Raw genomic sequence first — 19223 nt, forward strand, 5'->3', positions numbered from 1 at the left:
GGAAGAAACCATGAACTTTTACAGTGATATCTCATTGAACCAACGCGATGGGGAGCTGGTGGACGGCTTCTCGACAAGGAACGCCACTGACAATCTCATACAGCGTCTTTCCAGCGACCTAGCCTTAGCGGACATTCCGCCGCTTTGCAGCGAGTGCAGGCGCCTCGCGAGTAAGAGCGATTGCCCTTGCCCATCCTCCCTGCTTTTGGTGCAACATATGCTCGCTGCCGTTTACCAGCGGCTTGACGCCATTGACTGCCTCTCAGAGCAAGGCGCCATAAGACTGAAGGCTTTTACCGATTATCTGGCGGCGGTCGTTCGAATAGCTTCAGAGAGCGGCGACGCGGCACCCTGGATTGATCTAGCAACCCGGTTTAGCGCTCTTTTCGATCCCGACGAGGTTGCCCATTGATCACGCGCTTATCGCTTTTTCGTGGAACGAGCAGCCTCGTCGGCAGATGCGTCATCGATCGCCAGCGGCGTGCCGGCGCATATGCGAGCGTAAAAGCGCCGAGCAGCCGGTGATGTATCTCGAACGTGACGCCGATTGGCGCGATGCGCGTTGGCTCGGGGCCCTCGTGCCCAAGCACGGGTGCGTTCCCATTCCGCAGCATCGTACTCGCGATCCCGTCTGTGCCGTGCTCAAGCAAGCGAGCTCGAGCGAACCGCCCCGGGTTGCGGATTTAGACAATCGTTGATCGAGTTGGCTGGCGAATTGGCGCGTTCGGCCTTCGGTTGGAAGACCGGCTTGAGGGGGGCCAACGAAACGGAATTGGCGAAGCCACGCTGGAGTATGCCTTCACTGGGGTCGCGTCCCTGCGCAGCGTTCGCGAAGCCGCTCGCGAGCGCGCCCTCATAGCGCTGAGCGGGCGAGCGGCTTATTTCAGGGGGCCAGCACGATGCCGAGGCCCATGCCGGTGCCGCCGGAATCGCGGCGTGTGGTGAACAATGGCTCGAAAATCCGCGCCCGTTGCGAGGCGAAATGCCGGCGCCGTCGCCGTGATCGACACCAGCGCATGACTGGAGAGATTTCCGGCGGGCGTCGCCTCCCGAGCAATGCTTTTCATGTTCGTTACTCTTCGTAAAATCGATTATTTCGATGGAGCCCATCTACGTATGAATGCAGGCGTCACAGTAGAGCTTTGAACAGCATCGGTGCGGGTCCGGAACCGTCATCGAGCCAAAAACAGCGGCAATGTCGGCTTTTCAAAGATCCATCTGGTCACACCGCCAAAGAGCCGCTCACGCAGCCGACGGCTGCCATAGGCGCCCATGACGATCATGTCCGCAGAAATGTCGATTGCGTGCTGCGCAAGGACCGTGGCCGCCGATTTGCCGGCACTTGGTAGGAGGTCAACCGACACCCGAGCACCGTGCCGAGTGAGATAGGCAGCGATGTCGGCTCCAGGCTCCGCGCCGTTCCCGTTGTAGTTGGCCTTCGGATCGACCAGGGCGACACGAACTTCCTCAGCAACGCATAGGAGGCCCAGCGCTTCTCGAACCGCACGAGACGCCTCGACTCGCGAATCCCAACCGACCAGGACGCGCCGTGGCCACAGCGTCGCCTCAGCCCCCTTCGGCACAACGAGCACCGGCTTTCCCGTATCGAACAGGCAGCCGTTGACCACAGGAGGTCCGAGATTCTCGTCGTTGAGGAGCCCCGGTCCGATGATCGTGAGGTCGGCGCAGAGCGCCCGCTGTCGTGCCACTTCACCGAGGCTGGCCGGATCGTAATAGTCGGTGTCAACGTCATAGGCGAGCGACATAGATTCCAGCAGTTTCTGAATATCTCTCGAGCGTTTTTCCAGTCTGACCGCGTTCTGTGTAAATCGATCGATTTGCCGAAACCGATCGTTCAGTCTGGCAATTGCCTGTCGACGTGCTACCGGCCACTCTGGGACACCATCTCCGATCCGCCGATGCGACATAAGGAGCATCGGAGGGGGTATGATCAGTACGGAAAGGTGCGCGCCAATCTCCGCACACAAGCCGGCAGCAGTTCTGACGTCCCGATCGGAATGGTCAGCGCCGGTCGAACAGAGTACCGTTTTAAAGCCCATTTTCCTGCTTCTTCCTGAGTGTTCGATGAGGGCGTTTCATGCCGCAAGACCGGCTCACAGCGCGAGGAAAAGGGAGTGGCACCAGACCCGCACTCGATTCAGCCGTCCAGCTTCTCAAGCGAGTAGCCGGCCGACCTGACGGTACGAATGACGATACCGGTCGAGGCCGTCTCCAGTGCCTTTCTGAGCCGACTGATATGGACATCGACTGTGCGTAGACCGACATGGATATTGGCCGGCCAGGCCCCGCCGATCAGCTCGTCCCGGCTGAAGACCTTGCCGGGAGCCTCCAGCAAATGCCGCAGCACGTTGAACTCGATCGGTCCGAGATGGATGTCATGGCCATTGCCGCAAACCCGGTGGGCATCGAGCTTCATCTCAAGGCTGCCATAGGAAAGCCAGCTGTCGTTTTCAATCCCGTTTGAACCCGGCTTCGGCAGCGCCAGCCTCGTCCGCAGATAATCGAGCAGCTTGGCCGGCGCCATTGGCCGCACAAAGCTCTCGTCAATGCCGGCCTTCAACAGATCAAGGTGCTGGTTCTCGGCGCCGGGCGCGATCAGGGCAATGATGGGCAGGCCGCCGGTCCGGGGTTCCCGCTTGAGCCGGGCGCAGATTGCGGACCCGGTAAGGCTCGTTGGACCGCAGTCCAGCACCACGGCCTGGAATTCCCGTTCGTCGGCCTTTGCAAGTGCTTCCTTGGCGCCGCCTGCCGGCTCACTGACGAAGCCGTCCACCTCCAGTATGTGGCTGAGGAACAGATAGAACTCCGCATCTTGCGAACAGATCAGGACGAGTGGCTTCATCAGCGCTACCCCGAGAACCACATTGGCCTCGACCGCGTCGGCCGCGTGGGCTGGCCATCGCGGCTCCTCAAGGCCTGACATGATCCTCTTGCTCGAAAATTGGTTTCATGCCCGTGCCACCTCGGGATAGGCGTCGATGGCTGCGATGGCATCGTCGACCAGTTTCGTACCGGCGGCGGCGAGTTTGCAGAACGTCTCGAAGCCGAACCGATGGACGTCGCGCACGGTCTTGGACAAAACGACCAGCCGCCCGGCGGTGAAAAGCACGCGCCCGAACCCCTCATGGCTCATTTCGATCATCGGCGATGCCATCAGGCCGGAGCGCTCCTCGATCGCAAGGGCGACGGCAGTGTAAAACTTGTCGAGCCTCCACAGCACGTCCGGATCGGGATCGCCGATGATTGGGATCGTACGACGCCGTTCCTTGCTGACGATGAAGTCGGCCAGCAACTCGGCGTCCGCTTTGCCGTCCCACGACCCGTGCGAATCTTGAGCAAGGATCAGCCGCACGAGGCACTTGACGAACGGGCTGGCAAGGGCCGCCTCGTCATCGTTGACAGCAGGGCTGATCGCGACTTCAAACATTTTGCTCTTTCCTTGTTTCAGTCCTCATCCTCGAAGGAGGGTTTCTTTTCGGCGACACCAGCTTCGGCCAGCACCTTGCGCAGCCAGGGCGGAGGACACGTTCTCAGCATCATCTGCGTGCGCAACAGCACCTCTTGGATGGTTTGTGGCTGCGGCACCTTGATTGGATGGATTTTTGCCGAAATAACCTTGGCTGCCGAAGGCCCGCCGATGGCCAGACAAAACAGCAGATGGCAGCCCTTCAGCGCCTCCACCTTCGGCATGACGCGGTCATCGCCCTCGGTCCGACGCTTCCCGCTCTCATCGGAAACGTCATCGAAGGCCACGGCTTCCACGAGATGCCACTCCTCGCGCGTCACGTCGTAGACAGCAAAGCGCTTGGCCGACCCGAAATGGGCATTGAGATTCGTCATGTCTTGCGTGGCGATGGCTACGCGCAATGCGCCTGCCCGTCGGTCCGTCATCGGTGCGTGAACCTCGTCAGTGACGAGTGAGAGGCGACGAACGGAGCTCATCTGGCATTTCTCGTTTCCGGAATGGATCAAGCGCCTCAGGCGTCGGCGCGTGCTGGTTGGCCTGAAAGATATTGGCAACATCGAAGATCAGGTCGCGGGTCCCCCGATAGAGGATTGTGAGCTTGTGCTGGCTGCCGAGCCGGTCGAAGATCGGGAAGCCGACGCGCATGAGCGGAATGCCAAGGCGTCGCGACGCCTGGCGACCGTGGGAATGTGTTACGAGAAGATCCGCGCCCGCTGCAAGAGCTTCCAAATCGCCGAGATCGCCGACCTGAACCCACTCCGCCGGTACTTTTTGCAGAATCTTCGACATATCGGTCGTCGTGACCGCCGCCGCGATGTCACAGCCCATGCCGGTGAAGAAGGTTGCGAGTTGATAGAGTTGGTCTGGTTCAGCAGCGATCGCAATTTTCTTGCCTCCGAAATGGAAATGTCCGTCGAGCAATGCATCCTCCAATTGCGCCCGGTGACGGCGAACCCGGTCCGGCACCGCCGCGCCCGAAACCGCCGATAGCAGCGAGACGAACCGGTCGACGGCCATTAATCCGGTCAGCGACTGGAACACCGCGTAAGGCACGCCGGTCAACCCGTGCAGCGTTTTCGCCGGGTGGCGCATGTGCTCGCCGATGACGATGCATTGCACGGCCGTGCCAAGCTCGCGGATTTCCTCGACGCTGGTGCCGCCATAGGTAGTGGTTACCCAGCGGTCAGGAACCGTGCCGTCGAGTGAGCCGGAGACGTCCGGCAGGATAACCGGGTTGAGCCCAAAACTTTCAACCATGTCACGCAAATGCTCGACGTCAGCGACAGTGAGGTTGCATCCGGGCAGGATCGCGATCTTCTTCGGCTGCCGGGTCCGTGCGCCCGACCGTGTAATCCCTTCGATCATCGCCGCGACAGCCTTGGCCCAGCCTTCTTCGATAGCGCCGCCGAAATCAGGCGTGTTGGCCAGCACAACCTCCGTACCCTCGAGCTCTTCCGCATGCTTCAGCTTGACGTTGGCGATATCACTCGCGCAGTCTTCGCCACGGGTCTCCACCAGCGCGGTCGTGCACACTCCTATCAGCTTTGGCTTAGTGCGGGTTTTGAGGTTGAGGATCGCCTCTTCCAGATGGTCCGCTCCGCCCAATATGGTTGCCACCTCATCCATCGCCGTTGTCTGCAAGGGGATCGCTTCCTTGAAATGCCGCACGAAGAGCACGAGCGCGAAGCTGGTGCAGCCTTGGCCGCCGTGGAACAGGGGCATCGCACCCTCGACTCCAAGAAAAGCGAAGGCGGCACCCAGCGGCTGCGACGACTTCAGGGGGTTGACCGCCGCTGATTTGGTATTGCGAAGGATGCGGACCATCGGATTTCCTCATCGGTCGCCGAAGCGGTGAGCCGTCGCGCCGGCGAATTCATTGAAAGCGTTCACAGTCGCTGTCCCGTTCTTCGTGCTCGCCAGATCGTCCTCCCCGGCAGGCTGGCAATCCCATGGCGCCGGCTCCCGCACCTGGCCCCAGATCGGGTTATGAATGGCGAGGTCGATCTGCCGTACAAGTTCCACCATGCCGTCATAGCCGGCAAAAGGATGTTGGCGCTCCTGGTTGATATCGAGCCAGGGTGTCTTGGCCTTCAGCGCGATGAATTGCGTGCGCCCGCCCGACAGCATGATGTCGGCCTTGTGTTTTGAGAGCATGGCGTAAAGATCGCGCGCTGCCATCTGCTCGAACATGTGGTTTTCGTCCTTGAGGATCCGTTTGATCCGCTCCTTGTCTTCGACGGTGGATTTCTTGACCGAGGTGCCGACGATCTCCATGCCGATCTCCATCAGTGCGTGGACGACTGACCAGGACTTCACACCGCCTGTATTGAGCAGCACGCGCTTGCCTTGAAGCCGCTGGCGGTAGGCCTCGAGTTTCTTCCACGCAATCGCCTCCTGCTCAGCGATCAGCGTGTCTGTGCGATCGAGGATCTCCGCATCGGCGCCCTTCCTCACCAGCAGCTCAGCAATGTTGCGAAGTGCCTCTGAGGTATCGGTTATGCCGTAGAAGGAGCCCTCGAAGAACGGGATGTCCCAGCGCCCCGCCATCTTGCGGGCCAGATTGATCAGTGCGCTCGAGCACACCAACATAGCCGCCTGGGCGCGGTGCGCGGATGCAACGTCGATGTAACGCGCATCGCCCGGAATGCAGGCGCGCACCCGGATGCCGAGCCGATCAAGCAGCGGCTTCACCAGCCAGAATTCGCCGGAGAGGTTGAATTCGCCAAGGATGTTGATGTCGTAGGGCCCGGTGTCGTCGGGTTCCATCGTGCCGATGACATGATCGAGCAACGCTTCGGCGGCGAGTTTGTTGCCGAGGTTCTTGGAGCCGGCCAAGCCCGGCGCATTGATCGGCACCACGGCCAGTCCGAATTTTTCGGCCGCGCGTTTGCACACGGCCTCGATGTCGTCGCCGATCAGCGCCGTCACGCAGGTCGAATAGACGAAGACTGCCGGCGGCGCATGTGTTTCCTTGATCTCGCGGATCGCCCTGAAGAGCTTCCGCTCGCCCTGCCCCATCACGACGTCGAGTTCGGTGAGGTCGGTTGTGAAGCTAGTCCGCCACAGGGTTGGCCCGGACGAAGCTGCGCCTCTGTTGTCCCAGGAATTGCCCTCGCAGGCGAGCGGCGCATGGACCAGGTGCGCAACGTCGGTGATCGGCTGCAGGACGATCTTGGCGCCGTCAAAGGCGCAGCCGCCGGCCGCCGCCCCGGGGGTCAGCGGCTTCGAGCAGCCCTCCTTGCGCGCCTTGGCATCCTTGCCGCGGTTGTTATCGCAGGCGGGCTCGTCGAAAACGTCCTGGATCTTGGCACTGAGCGAGGTCATTGCGTCAGTCTCCGAAGTCCATTGGGCAATGGACGGCCTCGGCGAAAAGCCGGCACGGGCTTAGCGGGTGAGGTCATAGGAATAGTCCGTCACGCCCGTCTCGCTCGTCTCGCGATCGAGCTTGTCGAATATCTTGTCGAGGATCGTCGTCAGCACGCGTAATCCACCCTGGTAGCCCATGAGGGGAAAGCGATGGTGATGGTGCCGGTCGAAGATCGGAAACATCAGCCGGATCAGCGGCGTGCCGGTGTCGCGCTCCAGATACTTGCCATAGGAATTGCCGATCAGCAGGTCCACCGGCTCTGTAAACAGCAGCGAACGCATCGCCCAGAGATCCTTGCCCGCCCAGACCTGGGCATCCTGGCCGAAGGGCGAGGATGCAAGCAATTCCTTCATCTCGGCCTCCCAGGCCGATGTGCCGTTGGTCGCGAGGCAATGTGTCGGCTCGCCGCCGGTCTCCATGACGAAGCGGGCCATGGCGTAGACGAAGTCGGGATCCCCATAGATTGCGTACTTCTTGCCGTGCAGCCATGACTGGCTGTCCGCCATGGCGTCAACCAGTCGGCCGCGCTCCATCCGGATTGACTCGGGGATCTCCTGGCCGGAAATCGCTGAGACCTTCATCAGGAATTCGTCGGTCGCCTGGACACCCAGCGGATAGTGGAAGGATGCCGTCGCCTGCCCGACCTCGTTGCAATATTCCAACGTCTTGCGGGTGTTGTAATGCTGCAGCGACAGTGTCGCCTCCGCGTTGAGTGCCCCTTTCAGGTCTTCGATCTTGGTGCCACCGTCATACATGCGGTATTCGCCGTCCGACGGCGTGTCGAACTGGTCTGAGGCGTCCTGAATGACGGTATAGGTGACACCCATCAGGTCGAGGAGGCGCTTAAGTTCCCGGTTGTTTCCGACGCAGAATCCGTCGAAGCCTGGAATGATGTTGATGGTCCCAGCGGCTTGCGAGCGCTTGCTGCCCTTCCAGAAATGCTCCAGCACGCCCTTCACCATGCCGTCATAGCCATCGACATGGCTGCCGACGAAGGCAGGCGTATGCGCGAAAGGCACGTCGAAGTCGCACGGGACCGAGCCTTCGTTCTTGGCGTTCTCTATGAAGCTCCGCAGGTCGTCGCCAATGACCTCTGCCATGCAGGTGGTCGAGACAGCGATCATCTTGGGGTCGTAGAGCTTGTATGTATTGGCGAGCCCGTCGACCATGTTCTTCAGGCCGCCAAACACTGCCGCGTCCTCGGTCATCGAGGAGGAAACCGCTGACGAAGGCTCCTTGAAATGTCGCGACAGATGCGAGCGGTAGTAGGCGACGCAGCCCTGGCTACCGTGGACGAAAGACATGGTGCGCTCGAAGCCCGCGGCCGCGAACACCGCGCCGAGCGGCTGGCAGGCCTTGGCCGGATTTATGACAAGCGCCTCGCGAGCGAGGTTCTTTTCGCGGTACTCCCAAGTCTTGGTCAATTCGCGTTGGTCGGTGACGATCTGATCAGGGTGCGGACATTCGAAATTCAGCTTCTTCTCGGCAAGCATTTGTCTGTATTCCGGCTCGCGGAACAGGGGAGCATGGTCGAGAACTTTTTCGGCCGATTGCGGCATGGTGGTCACCTTTTCCATCTGGCCGCGGCAAGCGGCAGCACAGGGACATCGAAACTTTGAAGGGCCTCCGCGGATCGAGTGCCCCCGAGCATTTATCGGCCTCCCTGCTTGGCAGGGAGGCCAGTCCTCATTCGGCGGCGACCGCCCTCAGCGGTGCGTCCTTCGTCTTCTTCCACGGCGCGCGGTAGAGACCCCAGACCGGGTTGTTGATGGCCAGATCCATGTCGCGGGCGAAGATGGCGAAGCCGTCATAGCCGTGATACGGGCCGGAATAGTCCCAAGAGTGCATCTGGCGGAACGGGATGCCCATCTTCTGCACCGGGTACTTCTCCTTGATACCGGAGCCAACGAGATCAGGGCGGATGCCTTCGATGAACTTCTCCAGCTCATAACCGGTGACGTCGTCATAGAGGAGCGTGCCATTCTTCACGTAATGGCCGGTGCGCTGATAGTCATCGTTGTGGGCGAACTCGTAGCCGGTGCCGACGATTACCATAGCGAGGTCCTCGTAAGCAGTGATGACGTGACGAGGACGCAGGCCGCCGACATAGAGCATCACCGTATTGCCTTCGAGGCGCGGTCGGTACTTGGCGATGACGGCATCGACCAAGGGCCGGTACTTGGCGATGACCTTTTCGGTCTTCTCCTCGATTTCCGGGCCGAAATGCTTGGCGATGTTGCGCAGGGAGGCCTCGATCTGGGTGGGGCCGAAGAAATTGTATTCCATCCAGGCGATGCCGTACTTTTCCTCCATGTGCCGGCAGATGTAGTTCATCGACCGGTAGCAGTGGATCAAATTGAGTTTGGCCTTGGGCGCGCGCTCTATCTCGGCGAGCGTTGCGTCGCCCGACCAGTTGCCGACCACCCGAAGTCCAATCTCCTCAAGCAGGATTCGCGAAGCCCAGGCATCGCCGCCAATGTTGTAGTCGCCAACGACATTGACGTCGTAAGGGCCGGACTCGAAATCGACATCGTCCTTGTCGAAGACCCAATCGCGGATCGCATCATTGGCAATGTGGTGGCCGAGCGATTGTGAAACGCCGCGGAAACCTTCGCAGCGCACCGGTACAATCGTCTTTTCGTGCTCCTTGGCTTTCTTGCGCGACACGGCCTCGATATCGTCCCCGATCAGGCCGATCGGGCATTCGGACTGCACCGAGATGCCGCCACTGAGCGGAAATAGGTCCTCGATCTCGTCGATGATCTTTTCCAGCTTCTTGTCGCCGCCGAAAACGATGTCCTTCTCCTGGAAGTCGGAGGTGAACTGCATTGTCACGAACGTGTCGATACCCGTCGTGCCGACGTAATAGTTGCGGCGTTGCGACCAGGAATATTGCCCACAGCCGACCGGCCCGTGCGAGATGTGGACCATATCCTTGACTGGACCCCACACCACGCCCTTGGAGCCGGCATAGGCGCAGCCGCGGATTGTCATCACGCCCGGAATGGATTTGATGTTCGATTTGACGTCGCATTCGGAAAGGCCCTTGTCCTCCCCGCCGGCCTCGTCCTTGCTCGTTGCGACACTGAGGTGCTTCTTGCGACGCTTCGCCGCCTTGTCTGGATATTGGGACAGCACGTCTTCGATAAGCTTCGCATGCAAAGCGCCGTCATTCTCATAGTCGAGGCCCATGGGACCTGCCCCTTTCAAGGTTCGGGTAACGCCTCGCCAACGAGGCCTTGCTTCGTAGAAAGGGGCGCCAGGTCACGGTCGGCGCCCCCTGTCGGTAGCGGCGGTTACTGAGCGACGGCCAATTTCGCTTCCTTGGCCTGAAGCTCGGCAAGCATTTGCTCGTCCGTTTTCATGATGCCGAAGTCGAGCAGCATGTCCTCGAGCTCCTCCATGGTGATTGGGGTCGGGATGGTGCCCTGGCCCGAATTGACATGGATCTTCTCGGCCAACGCGCGGTACTCCCCTGCCTGTTTGGAGTCCGGCGCATACTGGATTACCGTCATCTTTCTCAGTTCGGCGTGCTGGACGATGTTGTCGCGCGGCACGAAGTGGATGAGCTTGGAATTGAGCCTGGCGGCCAGCGCCTCGGAGAGGTCGAGCTCGCGGTCGGTCTGGCGCTCGTTGCAGATCAGCCCGCCGAGCCGCACGCCGCCCGAATGGGCGTATTTCAGGATACCCTTGGCGATGTTGTTGGCGGCATAGAGCGCCATCATCTCGCCGGACATGACGATGTAGATTTCCTGGGCCTTGTTTTCGCGAATCGGCATCGCAAAGCCGCCGCACACCACGTCGCCCAGCACGTCGTAGGAGACATAGTCGACATTGTCATAGGCGCCGTTCTCCTCGAGGAAGTTGATCGAGGTGATGACGCCGCGGCCGGCGCAGCCGACACCCGGCTCGGGGCCGCCGGACTCCACGCACTTGATATCTTTGTAGCCGATCTTGAGCACGTCCTGGAGTTCAAGGTCTTCCACAGAACCTTCTTGGGCGGCGAGATGCAGAACGGTATCCTGCGCCTTTGCGTTCAGGATCAGCCGGGTGGAGTCGGCTTTGGGGTCGCAGCCGACGATCAGGATTTTCTGTCCGAGGTCGACCAGGGCGGCTAGCGTATTTTGAGAGGTGGTGGACTTGCCGATGCCCCCCTTTCCGTAGAATGCGATCTGACGCAGACCTGACATGTTGCTTCCTTCCTTCTTTCCATCCATAGCGGTTACCGCGACTTCAATGCCGGTCGGCAGATCCCGCCGCCTCGCACCGATCGTTTCAAAACTCGTGCCAATTCGGCCGGTTGGATCGAAGAAGAAATTTTATGATTGCTTTTCAGCTGTTTAACATTTGGCAAAAATATTAAATTGGCTAAATAAACTTGTGTCGCGGCCCTGACAAAGGCGACAGGAAATGTCGGATGGCGTTGAGTGAGACGTCGGCCGCGGAGCCCGGAAAGAAGCTAGTTGTCAAAATCTGATGGAGTAGATGCCCCCTCCCGACGCCATCGCAATGTGCCAGTTTGGTGATTGCCAGAATCGACCAAGACAGAGACGGCATCCATGGAAGTTACCATCATTGGAATCCTCGCAAAGCGGGTCTTCCAGGTTCACGGCGCGGCGAGTGACGGGAAGGTTGTCTTTCGCAAGAAGCTGTCGCGCGCAGTTGCTGCCGTTTCTCGCCGGACAGCCCCGGTGCACGGTGGCGATGGAAGCGCGACCGCCCACGACTGGGGGCGTACGATCGGCGGGCTCGGGCATGCCGTCCGGCTCCTGCCGCCGGTCTATGTGAAGTCCTTTGTAAAGCGGCACGCGGAAGCGGCCCTCAGGCCGACAATGCGCTTCGTGGCTGTCAAAACCGAGGAGCAAGAGGCGCGGTCGATGATCTTCCGCACGCGCGACCTCTTGGTGCGCCAGCGCACGCAGCTGATAAACGCCCTGCGCGGCCACCTCGCCGAAGCACGGGGTCGTCGCCCCACACGGCCCGGCCCACGTGAAGCGCCTTGCGGATGCAATCGAAGACGAGGAAGGCCTCATCCAGCCGATCGTCCGCGACGTTGGTCGTCTCTACCTCCAGCAGATCGCCATCTACAGCGAGAAGATCGCCGAGCTCGAGAAGACCCTCCCTTGGCTGTAGATCATCTGGGAGCTCGTCCCGCTGGATTTGGCGCGCTGAAGGAGCGGGGATCAGCCAAATCCGCGAGCGTTCCAAGTGGATTCTGTCCACTCTATCTGAGTTTCAGCCATCTTGCCCTCCCGAGCATTCCTTAACCCGCCGCCGCATCAGACCGCTCCGCGTATCGGATTGACGACCTTGAGCCCGGCAAAGTCTTTTTCGTTATCCGTTACCAGCACGCACTCGTTCGCTCCGGCGACAGCGGCGATGATCATGTCGAGCCCGCTGCGCGGCTTGCCGGCCAGTTTTCCTCCTGCCATCAGCCGCGCCCAGATCAGCCCTGCCTTGTCGTCGAACGAGAGGATGCGGCCCGCAAACAGCGCCTGCGGCCCCTCAGGCCCAGAGAACCAGTTGTCGAGTGCGTCGCGTTTTTTCCCGCGCGGCTTCTCCAGAACCCTGCGAAGAATTTCCGCAACGGTCAGCGAAGCGATGAACAAATCCTCGTCACGCTGTCTCGACATCCATGCCAGGAGCGATTCCGAAGGCTGCGATTTGACGACATCGCTGATGATGTTGGTATCGAGGAGGTAGCGCGTCACAGGTCGATCTTCCGCCCCTCTTCATGGGGGCGGGAAAGATCGAGGTCAGCTCCCACGAGCGGCGAACGACGCAATGCGGCGAGAATCCCGCCAAGCTTGGGTGGCTCGCCGGCAATGGTCTGGCTGACAGCAGCGCGCAGGCTAGAGGCATCCGGTCCATCCTCGGCCAGGCGGCGAGCCAAAGATCGAATGAGGTCGCGATCGGCATCGCGGCCAAGCACCTCGAAGCGCGCCAAGCCGCGCTCGCTGAGGCGAGATCGATAGTTTTGAATGGCGCGTTTTTGCGAGCTGCTCATAGTTGCCTCCGACTACAACACACATACAAAATACATTCGACATACATCATAACTACAACAAGAAGGAACATACAGATCTAAATAAAAAGACAGTCTTCATTTCTCATTTCCAGTAATATAACCAGAATACTGGGTTTGATCAAGGTGCAGGCAGTCCGGGCAGTGCTCTCTTCTGTTGAATGGCATCGGTGGGGACGCGCGATATATGTTACGCGACGGTACTTTTTGACCAGCGTCGAGTTCTTGCGCTGACAAGAGAAATATCTCGGCGCCGACCAGAGGGCGTCGGCCCCAGGACGGGCGAGGCGCGTTCGGAGAACGGCGCGAAACAGGGATTGGTCGATTCGCGCGGCGATGATTGACCACAACGCCTGCTGGACGGGTTCCGCGTGCAGGTGCCCGTCGCTGCCCGCCTTGAAAAACTGTCAGAAAATCGCATACATTTCTGACAGGAGCATGGCCATGCAACGGTTGACCGAACAGATTCTTGCGCACGCGAAAGGGCTGCCAGAGGGCACGCCGGTCGCAGCTAAGAGCTTGCTTCACCTCGGGAATCGCGCCGCGGTGGATCAGGCATTGTCGCGTCTAGCCGAGCGGACGCAGTTGATCCGGGCGGGTCGCGGCGTCTATCTCCTTCCGGTCACGAGCAGGTTCGGCACCCGGGCTCCCTCCGTGGAGCAAGCGGTCGAGGCGCTTGCCAGCCAGCGCGGGGAGATCATCGTCACGAGTGGGGCCGTTGCCGCCAACACCCTCGGTCTCACGACACAGGTGCCGGTCCGGTCGGTCTATCTGACTTCCGGCCGCACCCGGAAGATGAGCCTCGGCAAGCAGGTCGTCGAGCTTCGCCACGCGCCTCGTTGGCAGCTCGCCAATGGCGCATCGGCCCGCTGGCGAGGCGGTGCGAGCGTTGGCTTGGCTTGGGCCGGAGAAGGCTGAGGCCGCCCTCCAGACACTGAAGCGGAAACTCCCGCCGGGCGTCTTCAGCGAGTTGGTCGCGGTAGCGCCGCAGCTTCCGACCTGGATGGCGCGCAGCGTGGGCAAGGCCGCACATGGCTGATCCCTTTCTCCACCTCCCGATCGAGGATCGGCGGGAGGCGCTCGGCGTCGCGGCCGATCGGTCCGGCAGGCCGGCGCATCTCCTCGAGAAGGACGTGTGGGTGGTCTGGGCGCTCGCCACCTTTACGGCTCGGCGCTCGGCGAACATCTGGTGTTCAAGGGCGGCACGTCGCTGTCCAAAGCCTATCAGGTTATCCAGCGGTTTTCCGAGGACGTCGACCTAACATACGACATCCGGCCGATTGCACCCGACTTGGTGGGCGACGACGGCGAAGCGTTGCCGGAGACCCGTAGCGAGGAAAAACGCTGGTCCAGTGAGGTGCGTAAGCGCCTGCCCAATTGGGTTGAAGGAAGCGTTCAGCCGATCATCGCAGATGCGCTCGCGGCTGAAGCTTTGGCGGCCGCCATCCGCGTCGAGGGCGAGAAGCTGTTCATCGATTACGAAGCCGCGACGCCTGGCTCCGGCTATGTGGCGCCGAGCGTGATGCTCGAATTCGGAGCACGATCGACGGGCGAGCCCGCGAGCTTGCGCGACATCGCCTGCGACGCGTCTGGCCTGATCGAGGGCGTGACCTTTCCCACGGCTCGTCCACGCGTGATGCATGCGGAGCGAACCTTCTGGGAGAAGGCGACGGCCATCCATGTCTTCTGCCTGCAGGAGCGCCGGCGCGGCGATCGCTTTGCTCGTCACTGGCACGATGTCGCGCGGTTGGACGAAACCGGTTTTACCCCGTCCGCCTTTGCTGATCGCGATCTGGCGAACGCAGTGGCGCGCCACAAGACCATGTTCTTCGCCGAGAAAGCGCCCGATCGAACGCCCATCGATTACGCGGCGGCTGTCAACGGCGGTCTGCGGCTTGTGCCCGCAGGCGATGGTCTGAAGGCGCTTGAAGAGGACTACGCCCGCATGGTCGACGACGGGCTTCTTCTGGAAGACGCGGAGCCTTTCGAAGCGCTGATGGCGCGATGTGCCGATATCGCCGAGCGAGCCAATTACATCCGCGAATAGAAAAAACTGGGGGACGGCGCCGTGCGAATTTCGCGGATCAAAATTACAAACTTCGCCAATCGGCGCGCTGCGGGCGGGAATGCTCGATGCGCTGATGGCGGCAGAGCCAAGCCTCGCCGATCAGCGCGAACAGGTGGTGCGCATGTCGGCGGCGCTCGCTGTCGGCGGGCCGCTCGCCGACCGGATCTGGCGAGCCTCGGTGGACGCGACGCGTCGCCTCTCCATCTTAATCTGTTGACGCCGCACTCGGCAAAGGGCTGCGAAGATGATGTCGTGATCATGGTGGGACTTGATCTGGGCGGTTTGCCCTGGCGCAACGAGCAGCCGGCGGCGCGACGCGAAAGCCGACGGCTGTTCTATGTTGGCCTGACGCGGGCCCGCGACGAGATCCATATGCTGTATTCCGGTTACGTCGATACCGGCCGCGGGCGAAGGTTCGGCACCCCGTCCCGTGCAAGAGCGTAGCCGTCGACAAGTGTGGAGATCAGCTCCTTTGCATTGGGAAACCGTTATTTGAGGGTCGGGTCGAGCTTATCGCGCAACCAGTCGCCGAGGACGCTAACGGCAACGGCCGTGATGACAATGACGAGGCTTGGAGCGAGCAGCATCCAGGAGGCGCGGGTGATATACTCGCGGCCGGCCGCGACCATGACACCCAGGCTGGTCATCGGCGGTTGAACGCCGAGGCCGAGGAAGGAGAGTCCGCTTTCCACCAGGACGATTTCCGGAAAGGTCACCGTCGCCGCCACGAGAAGCGTCGCCGCGCTGTTGGGCAGGATATGCCGCAGATAGACACGCAGCGGATGGGCGCCGAGTTGGCGCGTTGCGCTCGCATAGCCCTGCGCGCTGGCGGTGATTGCCAGTCCTCGTGCCAACCGCGCATTCCGCTCCCAGCCATAAAGTCCCATCAGGGCGACGAACAGCGTCAGCGAATTACCGAAACAGGCGAGCATTGCCAGCGCCACGATTAGAAATGGTAACGAAGCCTGTACGTCGATCATTAGCAGCAGGGCATGCTCGACGAGCCCGCGGAAATACGCGGCGATGAAGCCAATCCCGGTACCGACCAACACGCTGATCGCAGTGGCGCCGAAGGCGACCAGCAAGCTGGTGCGGATCGAGTAGAAAAGACGCGAGGCCACGTCACGGCCCAGATCGTCGGTTCCCAGGACGTGTAGCATCGTTCCGCCAAAGCCGACGGGCGGCGCCAGGCGATGGCGCAGGTCGATGGAAGTGATCTCATAGGGAGCCATCAGCGGCGCGGCGAGCGCCGTGAGGAGCATGAGGAGAACCCAGCCCACAGCAAGGAGTGTCGGCAGGTCCACCGAGCGAGGCGGCGGACGGTTGGTTTCTACAGTTGCCGTTTTCATTGCGATCCTGAGTTTGTTCCACGCAAGCGCGGATCGAACACGCCATAAAGCAGGTCCATCAGCAGGTTGGCCGACGTCATGGTCAGCGCCACGAGAAGGAGGATGACCTGCACCACGGCGAGATCACGGTTCGCAACCGAAACCACCAGCAATTGGCCGATGCCGGGCCAGCCGAAGACGCTTTCCACCAGTACGGCGCCCGCGACCTGGCCGCCGAGCATCAGGCCGAACAGCGTCAGCACAGGAATGATCGCATTCGGAAAGGCATGGTGGCGAACCACCTGCCGCCACGTCACGCCCTTGGCGCTGGCCGCCACGATGTAGAGCTGCGACAGAACTTCGATCATGGCGCTACGCGTGAAGCGCGCGATAATGGCCGCCCCGCCCAAACCAAGCGTGAGCACCGGCAGTACGAAGCTTTCCGGCCGATCCGCGCCGCCGGACGGGAACAGGCCGAGCGTCACGGAAAAGATCAGGATCAGCAATAGCCCGAGCACGAAGCTTGGCACGGTGAAGCCGAACACGGTCAGCATCATCACCGATCGGTCGACCCAGGTGTCGCGATGCATGGCGGCGTAGGCGCCGACCGGAATGCCGATTAGCATCGTGAGCGCCAGTGCCGGCAGCATCAGCGCCAATGTCAGGGGCGCGCGCTCGAACACAAGCTGCAGGGCCGGTTTTCCAGCCAGCATGGAATTCCCGAAATCGCAGTGAAGTGCCGCCAGGACATAGCGGACATATTGCACATACAGAGGCTGATCGAGCCCCCAATGCCGGCGAAACGCCTCAAGATCCGGGGCGCGGGCGCTGGGACCGAGTATCTGCAGCGCCGGGTCTCCAGAGGCCCGCAGCACCACGAATGTAAAGGTCACTACGATCAGGATCGACAGGCCCGCACGCAGGAGCTTGGGGCCGGCGAAACGAAACACCGCACTCATCAATGCCTCACCACATGGCAGGCGACCTGCCGTTCCGGTCCTAGCGGCAGGAGTTCGGGCAGGCTCTGGCGGCAGACATCGCGCGCAAGTGGACAGCGTGGATGAAACGGGCATCCGCAGGGCCGATCGGTGGGGCTCGGCGGCTCGCCTGGCAACGCCACATAATGATCGAAGCCGCCCGGAAGCCTCGGCATGGCCGAGACGAGCGCCTGCGTATAGGGATGGGCGGGTTGATCGATAATGGCGTCGGCGCGCCCCTGCTCGACGACGCGGCCAAGATACATGACGACGATCCGGTCGCTGACATGGCGAACGACCCGCAAGTCATGGCTGATGAACAAGAGGCCGATCCCGAGCTCCTGCTGAAGATCCATGAGCAGATTGACGATTTGCGCCTGGACGGACAGGTCGAGCGCCGAGACCGGCTCATCGCAAACCAGAAGCGAGGGTTTTGGCGCGAGCGCCCGGGCAAGCACGACGCGTTGGCGCTGGCCGCCGGAAAGCTGATGCGGATAGAGCCTGCCATGGTCTTCGCCGAGGCCGACGCCGTGGAGAAGCTCGGCCACACGTTGCTCGCGGCTTGCCGGATCGCCAATCCCGTGAATCGCCAGCGGCTCGGCGATGAGAGCGCTGACAGTCATTCGGCGGTCAAGCGCTGCCAAGGTGTCCTGAAAGACCAGCTGCATCTGGCGCCGCTGCGCGCGCCACTTTTTGCTGTCGATGCGCGGCAGCGGAAAACCCTGAAACAGCACACCTCCGCTGTCCGGCGGCTCCAGACCGAGCGCAATACGGCCGGTGGTGGACTTGCCGCATCCGGATTCGCCGACAATGCCGGTCGTCCGGCCCATCTCGACATCCAGCGACACGCCATCGACTGCTACAAGATATTTCCGCGGTCCGTAGAGTGGCGAGCCGAGCGGAAAGCGACGGGTGATGTTGTTGAGACGCAGCAGGGTCATTGATACGTGCCGGCGTCCAAACGAAGGCAACGCACCGAATGCCGCGCGGCGACCTGCCGCGGTTCCGGTCGGCTCGTGCGACATACCGCGATCGCGTGCCGGCAGCGTGGCGCATAGGCGCATCCCGGCGGCAGATTGCGTTGTGGCGGCGCGCCGGCAATGGCGGTCAACCGCATGCGCGGACCGTGCGAGGGCGGAATGGCACCGATCAGGTCGCGTGTATAGGGGTGCTCCGGCGCGGTCAGAAGCGTGTGTTTCGGCGCCGTTTCGACGATCTGGCCCGCATACATGACGCATGCCCGGTCACAGACGGCCGCCACCGCGGCGAGATCATGGCTGATCATGACCAGCGCCATGCCTGTGTCGCGTTGAATATCTTTGAGCAGCAGCAGGATCTGCGCCTGCACGGTAGCGTCGAGCGCGGTCGTTGGCTCATCGGCGATCAGCAGTTCGGGCCGGCCGGCGAGCGCGATGGCAATCATCACCCGCTGGTTCTGGCCGCCCGACAGTTCGTGGGGGTACGCGTTGAGCCTGCTTGCCGCAGCGGCTATCCCGACCTGGTCGAGCAGGCGGCAGGCCTGGGCACGGGCGGCGGCACCGCTGAGGCCACGGTGCAGGCGAAGCGCTTCGGTGATCTGCGCGCCGATGCGATGCACCGGGTTCAGCGCGCTGGCCGGATCCTGGAAGATCATGGCAATGCGTCCGCCGCGCACCCGATCCAAAACGGATTGTCGTGCGCCCACAAGATCGAGATCACCAATCCTGGCCTCGCCCCCGATCTCGGCGGATTTCGGCAGCAGGCCAAGAACCGCCCGCCAAGTCACGGACTTGCCGCAGCCGGATTCGCCAACGATACCCAAGGCCTCGCCTTTGTTCACAGCGAGATCGACACCGTGCAGCACAGGCACATCGCCGAACGCCACCCTCAAGCCAGCAATGCTGATGGCAGGTTTGGTGGCGGAAGCCCCGATGCCATGAGCCGGCAACAGCGCGGCGCCCGCGCTGTTCTGGAAAGACTTATGCAGCATGG

18 protein-coding genes and 4 pseudogenes are annotated in these 19223 nt (G+C 61.6%); 6 read left to right on the plus strand and 16 right to left on the minus strand.

The window, feature by feature from the left end:
• The first annotated feature begins 10 nt into the window (after nt 1-10).
• The gene (locus EB231_RS32950) at nt 11-412 is read left to right on the plus strand and encodes a hypothetical protein (RefSeq protein ID WP_172352462.1); all 402 of its coding nucleotides are present in this window, start codon (nt 11-13) and stop codon (nt 410-412) included.
• Between the two features lie 477 nt (nt 413-889).
• Here the strand turns inward: EB231_RS32950 and EB231_RS35835 are convergent.
• The 10 genes and pseudogenes from EB231_RS35835 to nifH all read right to left on the minus strand — a co-directional run.
• A pseudogene (locus tag EB231_RS35835) lies at nt 890-996 on the minus strand (ATP-binding protein); the annotation flags it as partial.
• Between the two features lie 176 nt (nt 997-1172).
• On the minus strand, nt 1173-2060 hold the full coding sequence (locus tag EB231_RS32955) for a universal stress protein (protein ID WP_069091080.1): 888 nt from the start codon (nt 2058-2060) through the stop codon (nt 1173-1175).
• A 98-nt stretch (nt 2061-2158) separates the two neighbouring features.
• Nucleotides 2159-2944, minus strand: a complete 786-nt coding sequence (locus EB231_RS32960) for a response regulator transcription factor (RefSeq protein ID WP_136617667.1) — start codon at nt 2942-2944, stop codon at nt 2159-2161.
• A gap of 24 nt (nt 2945-2968) precedes the next feature.
• The gene (locus tag EB231_RS32965; RefSeq protein WP_006331754.1) at nt 2969-3448 is read right to left on the minus strand and encodes a NifX-associated nitrogen fixation protein; all 480 of its coding nucleotides are present in this window, start codon (nt 3446-3448) and stop codon (nt 2969-2971) included.
• Nucleotides 3449-3465: 17 nt separating this feature from the next.
• The gene (nifX, locus tag EB231_RS32970) at nt 3466-3963 is read right to left on the minus strand and encodes a nitrogen fixation protein NifX (protein ID WP_172353130.1); all 498 of its coding nucleotides are present in this window, start codon (nt 3961-3963) and stop codon (nt 3466-3468) included.
• Nucleotides 3929-5311: a nitrogenase iron-molybdenum cofactor biosynthesis protein NifN gene (gene nifN, locus EB231_RS32975; RefSeq protein WP_172352463.1), complete on the minus strand. Its 1383-nt coding sequence runs from the start codon at nt 5309-5311 to the stop codon at nt 3929-3931. Before nifN ends, nifX begins: the two co-directional genes overlap by 35 nt.
• Nucleotides 5312-5320: 9 nt before the next feature.
• Complete coding sequence (nifE, locus tag EB231_RS32980) at nt 5321-6811, minus strand: nitrogenase iron-molybdenum cofactor biosynthesis protein NifE (protein WP_172352464.1); 1491 nt, start codon at nt 6809-6811, stop codon at nt 5321-5323.
• Nucleotides 6812-6871: 60 nt separating this feature from the next.
• Complete coding sequence (gene nifK, locus EB231_RS32985; protein ID WP_172353131.1) at nt 6872-8413, minus strand: nitrogenase molybdenum-iron protein subunit beta; 1542 nt, start codon at nt 8411-8413, stop codon at nt 6872-6874.
• A gap of 127 nt (nt 8414-8540) precedes the next feature.
• Nucleotides 8541-10046: a nitrogenase molybdenum-iron protein alpha chain gene (nifD, locus tag EB231_RS32990; protein WP_172352465.1), complete on the minus strand. Its 1506-nt coding sequence runs from the start codon at nt 10044-10046 to the stop codon at nt 8541-8543.
• Nucleotides 10047-10150: 104 nt separating this feature from the next.
• Entirely contained in the window at nt 10151-11044 is an 894-nt protein-coding gene (gene nifH / locus EB231_RS32995) for a nitrogenase iron protein (protein WP_006331760.1), read from the minus strand.
• Nucleotides 11045-11413: 369 nt separating this feature from the next.
• Here nifH and EB231_RS35415 point away from each other — a divergent pair.
• Nucleotides 11414-11969, plus strand: a pseudogene (locus EB231_RS35415) (IS110 family transposase); the annotation flags it as partial.
• Between the two features lie 164 nt (nt 11970-12133).
• Here the strand turns inward: EB231_RS35415 and EB231_RS33005 are convergent.
• The gene (locus EB231_RS33005; protein WP_172352466.1) at nt 12134-12565 is read right to left on the minus strand and encodes a PIN domain-containing protein; all 432 of its coding nucleotides are present in this window, start codon (nt 12563-12565) and stop codon (nt 12134-12136) included.
• Nucleotides 12562-12861: a hypothetical protein gene (locus EB231_RS33010; RefSeq protein WP_006331763.1), complete on the minus strand. Its 300-nt coding sequence runs from the start codon at nt 12859-12861 to the stop codon at nt 12562-12564. Before EB231_RS33010 ends, EB231_RS33005 begins: the two co-directional genes overlap by 4 nt.
• Nucleotides 12862-13323: 462 nt before the next feature.
• On the opposite strand from EB231_RS33010, the pseudogene EB231_RS33015 reads away from it, so the two are divergent.
• From EB231_RS33015 to EB231_RS35425, 4 genes and pseudogenes are all read left to right on the plus strand, one after another.
• Nucleotides 13324-13918: pseudogene (locus EB231_RS33015) on the plus strand (DUF6088 family protein).
• A pseudogene (locus EB231_RS33020) lies at nt 13911-14926 on the plus strand (nucleotidyl transferase AbiEii/AbiGii toxin family protein). The pseudogenes EB231_RS33015 and EB231_RS33020 overlap by 8 nt, the downstream one beginning before the upstream one ends.
• A 79-nt stretch (nt 14927-15005) precedes the next feature.
• Nucleotides 15006-15164 carry a hypothetical protein gene (locus EB231_RS35420; RefSeq protein ID WP_246740831.1) on the plus strand — a complete coding sequence of 53 codons (159 nt, stop codon included), beginning with the start codon at nt 15006-15008 and terminating at the stop codon, nt 15162-15164.
• Nucleotides 15165-15205: 41 nt separating this feature from the next.
• Nucleotides 15206-15391: a 3'-5' exonuclease gene (locus tag EB231_RS35425; RefSeq protein WP_246741052.1), complete on the plus strand. Its 186-nt coding sequence runs from the start codon at nt 15206-15208 to the stop codon at nt 15389-15391.
• A gap of 44 nt (nt 15392-15435) precedes the next feature.
• Here the strand turns inward: EB231_RS35425 and EB231_RS33030 are convergent, their stop codons facing one another.
• Genes EB231_RS33030 through EB231_RS33045 form a run of 4 tightly spaced genes read right to left on the minus strand, consistent with a single transcriptional unit; the run spans nt 15436 to nt 19221 of the window.
• On the minus strand, nt 15436-16296 hold the full coding sequence (locus EB231_RS33030; protein ID WP_136617674.1) for an ABC transporter permease: 861 nt from the start codon (nt 16294-16296) through the stop codon (nt 15436-15438).
• A complete protein-coding gene (locus tag EB231_RS33035) occupies nt 16293-17234 on the minus strand; it encodes an ABC transporter permease (protein WP_172352467.1) in 942 nt (313 codons plus the stop codon). The genes EB231_RS33030 and EB231_RS33035 overlap by 4 nt, the downstream gene beginning before the upstream one ends.
• A complete protein-coding gene (locus EB231_RS33040) occupies nt 17234-18193 on the minus strand; it encodes an ABC transporter ATP-binding protein (RefSeq protein WP_136617676.1) in 960 nt (319 codons plus the stop codon). Before EB231_RS33040 ends, EB231_RS33035 begins: the two co-directional genes overlap by 1 nt.
• Complete coding sequence (locus EB231_RS33045; protein ID WP_172352468.1) at nt 18190-19221, minus strand: ABC transporter ATP-binding protein; 1032 nt, start codon at nt 19219-19221, stop codon at nt 18190-18192. The genes EB231_RS33040 and EB231_RS33045 overlap by 4 nt, the downstream gene beginning before the upstream one ends.
• Nucleotides 19222-19223: the final 2 nt, after the last annotated feature.

It is taken from the genome of Mesorhizobium sp. NZP2298, from assembly GCF_013170825.1.
Taxonomy (GTDB): Bacteria; Pseudomonadota; Alphaproteobacteria; order Rhizobiales; family Rhizobiaceae; genus Mesorhizobium.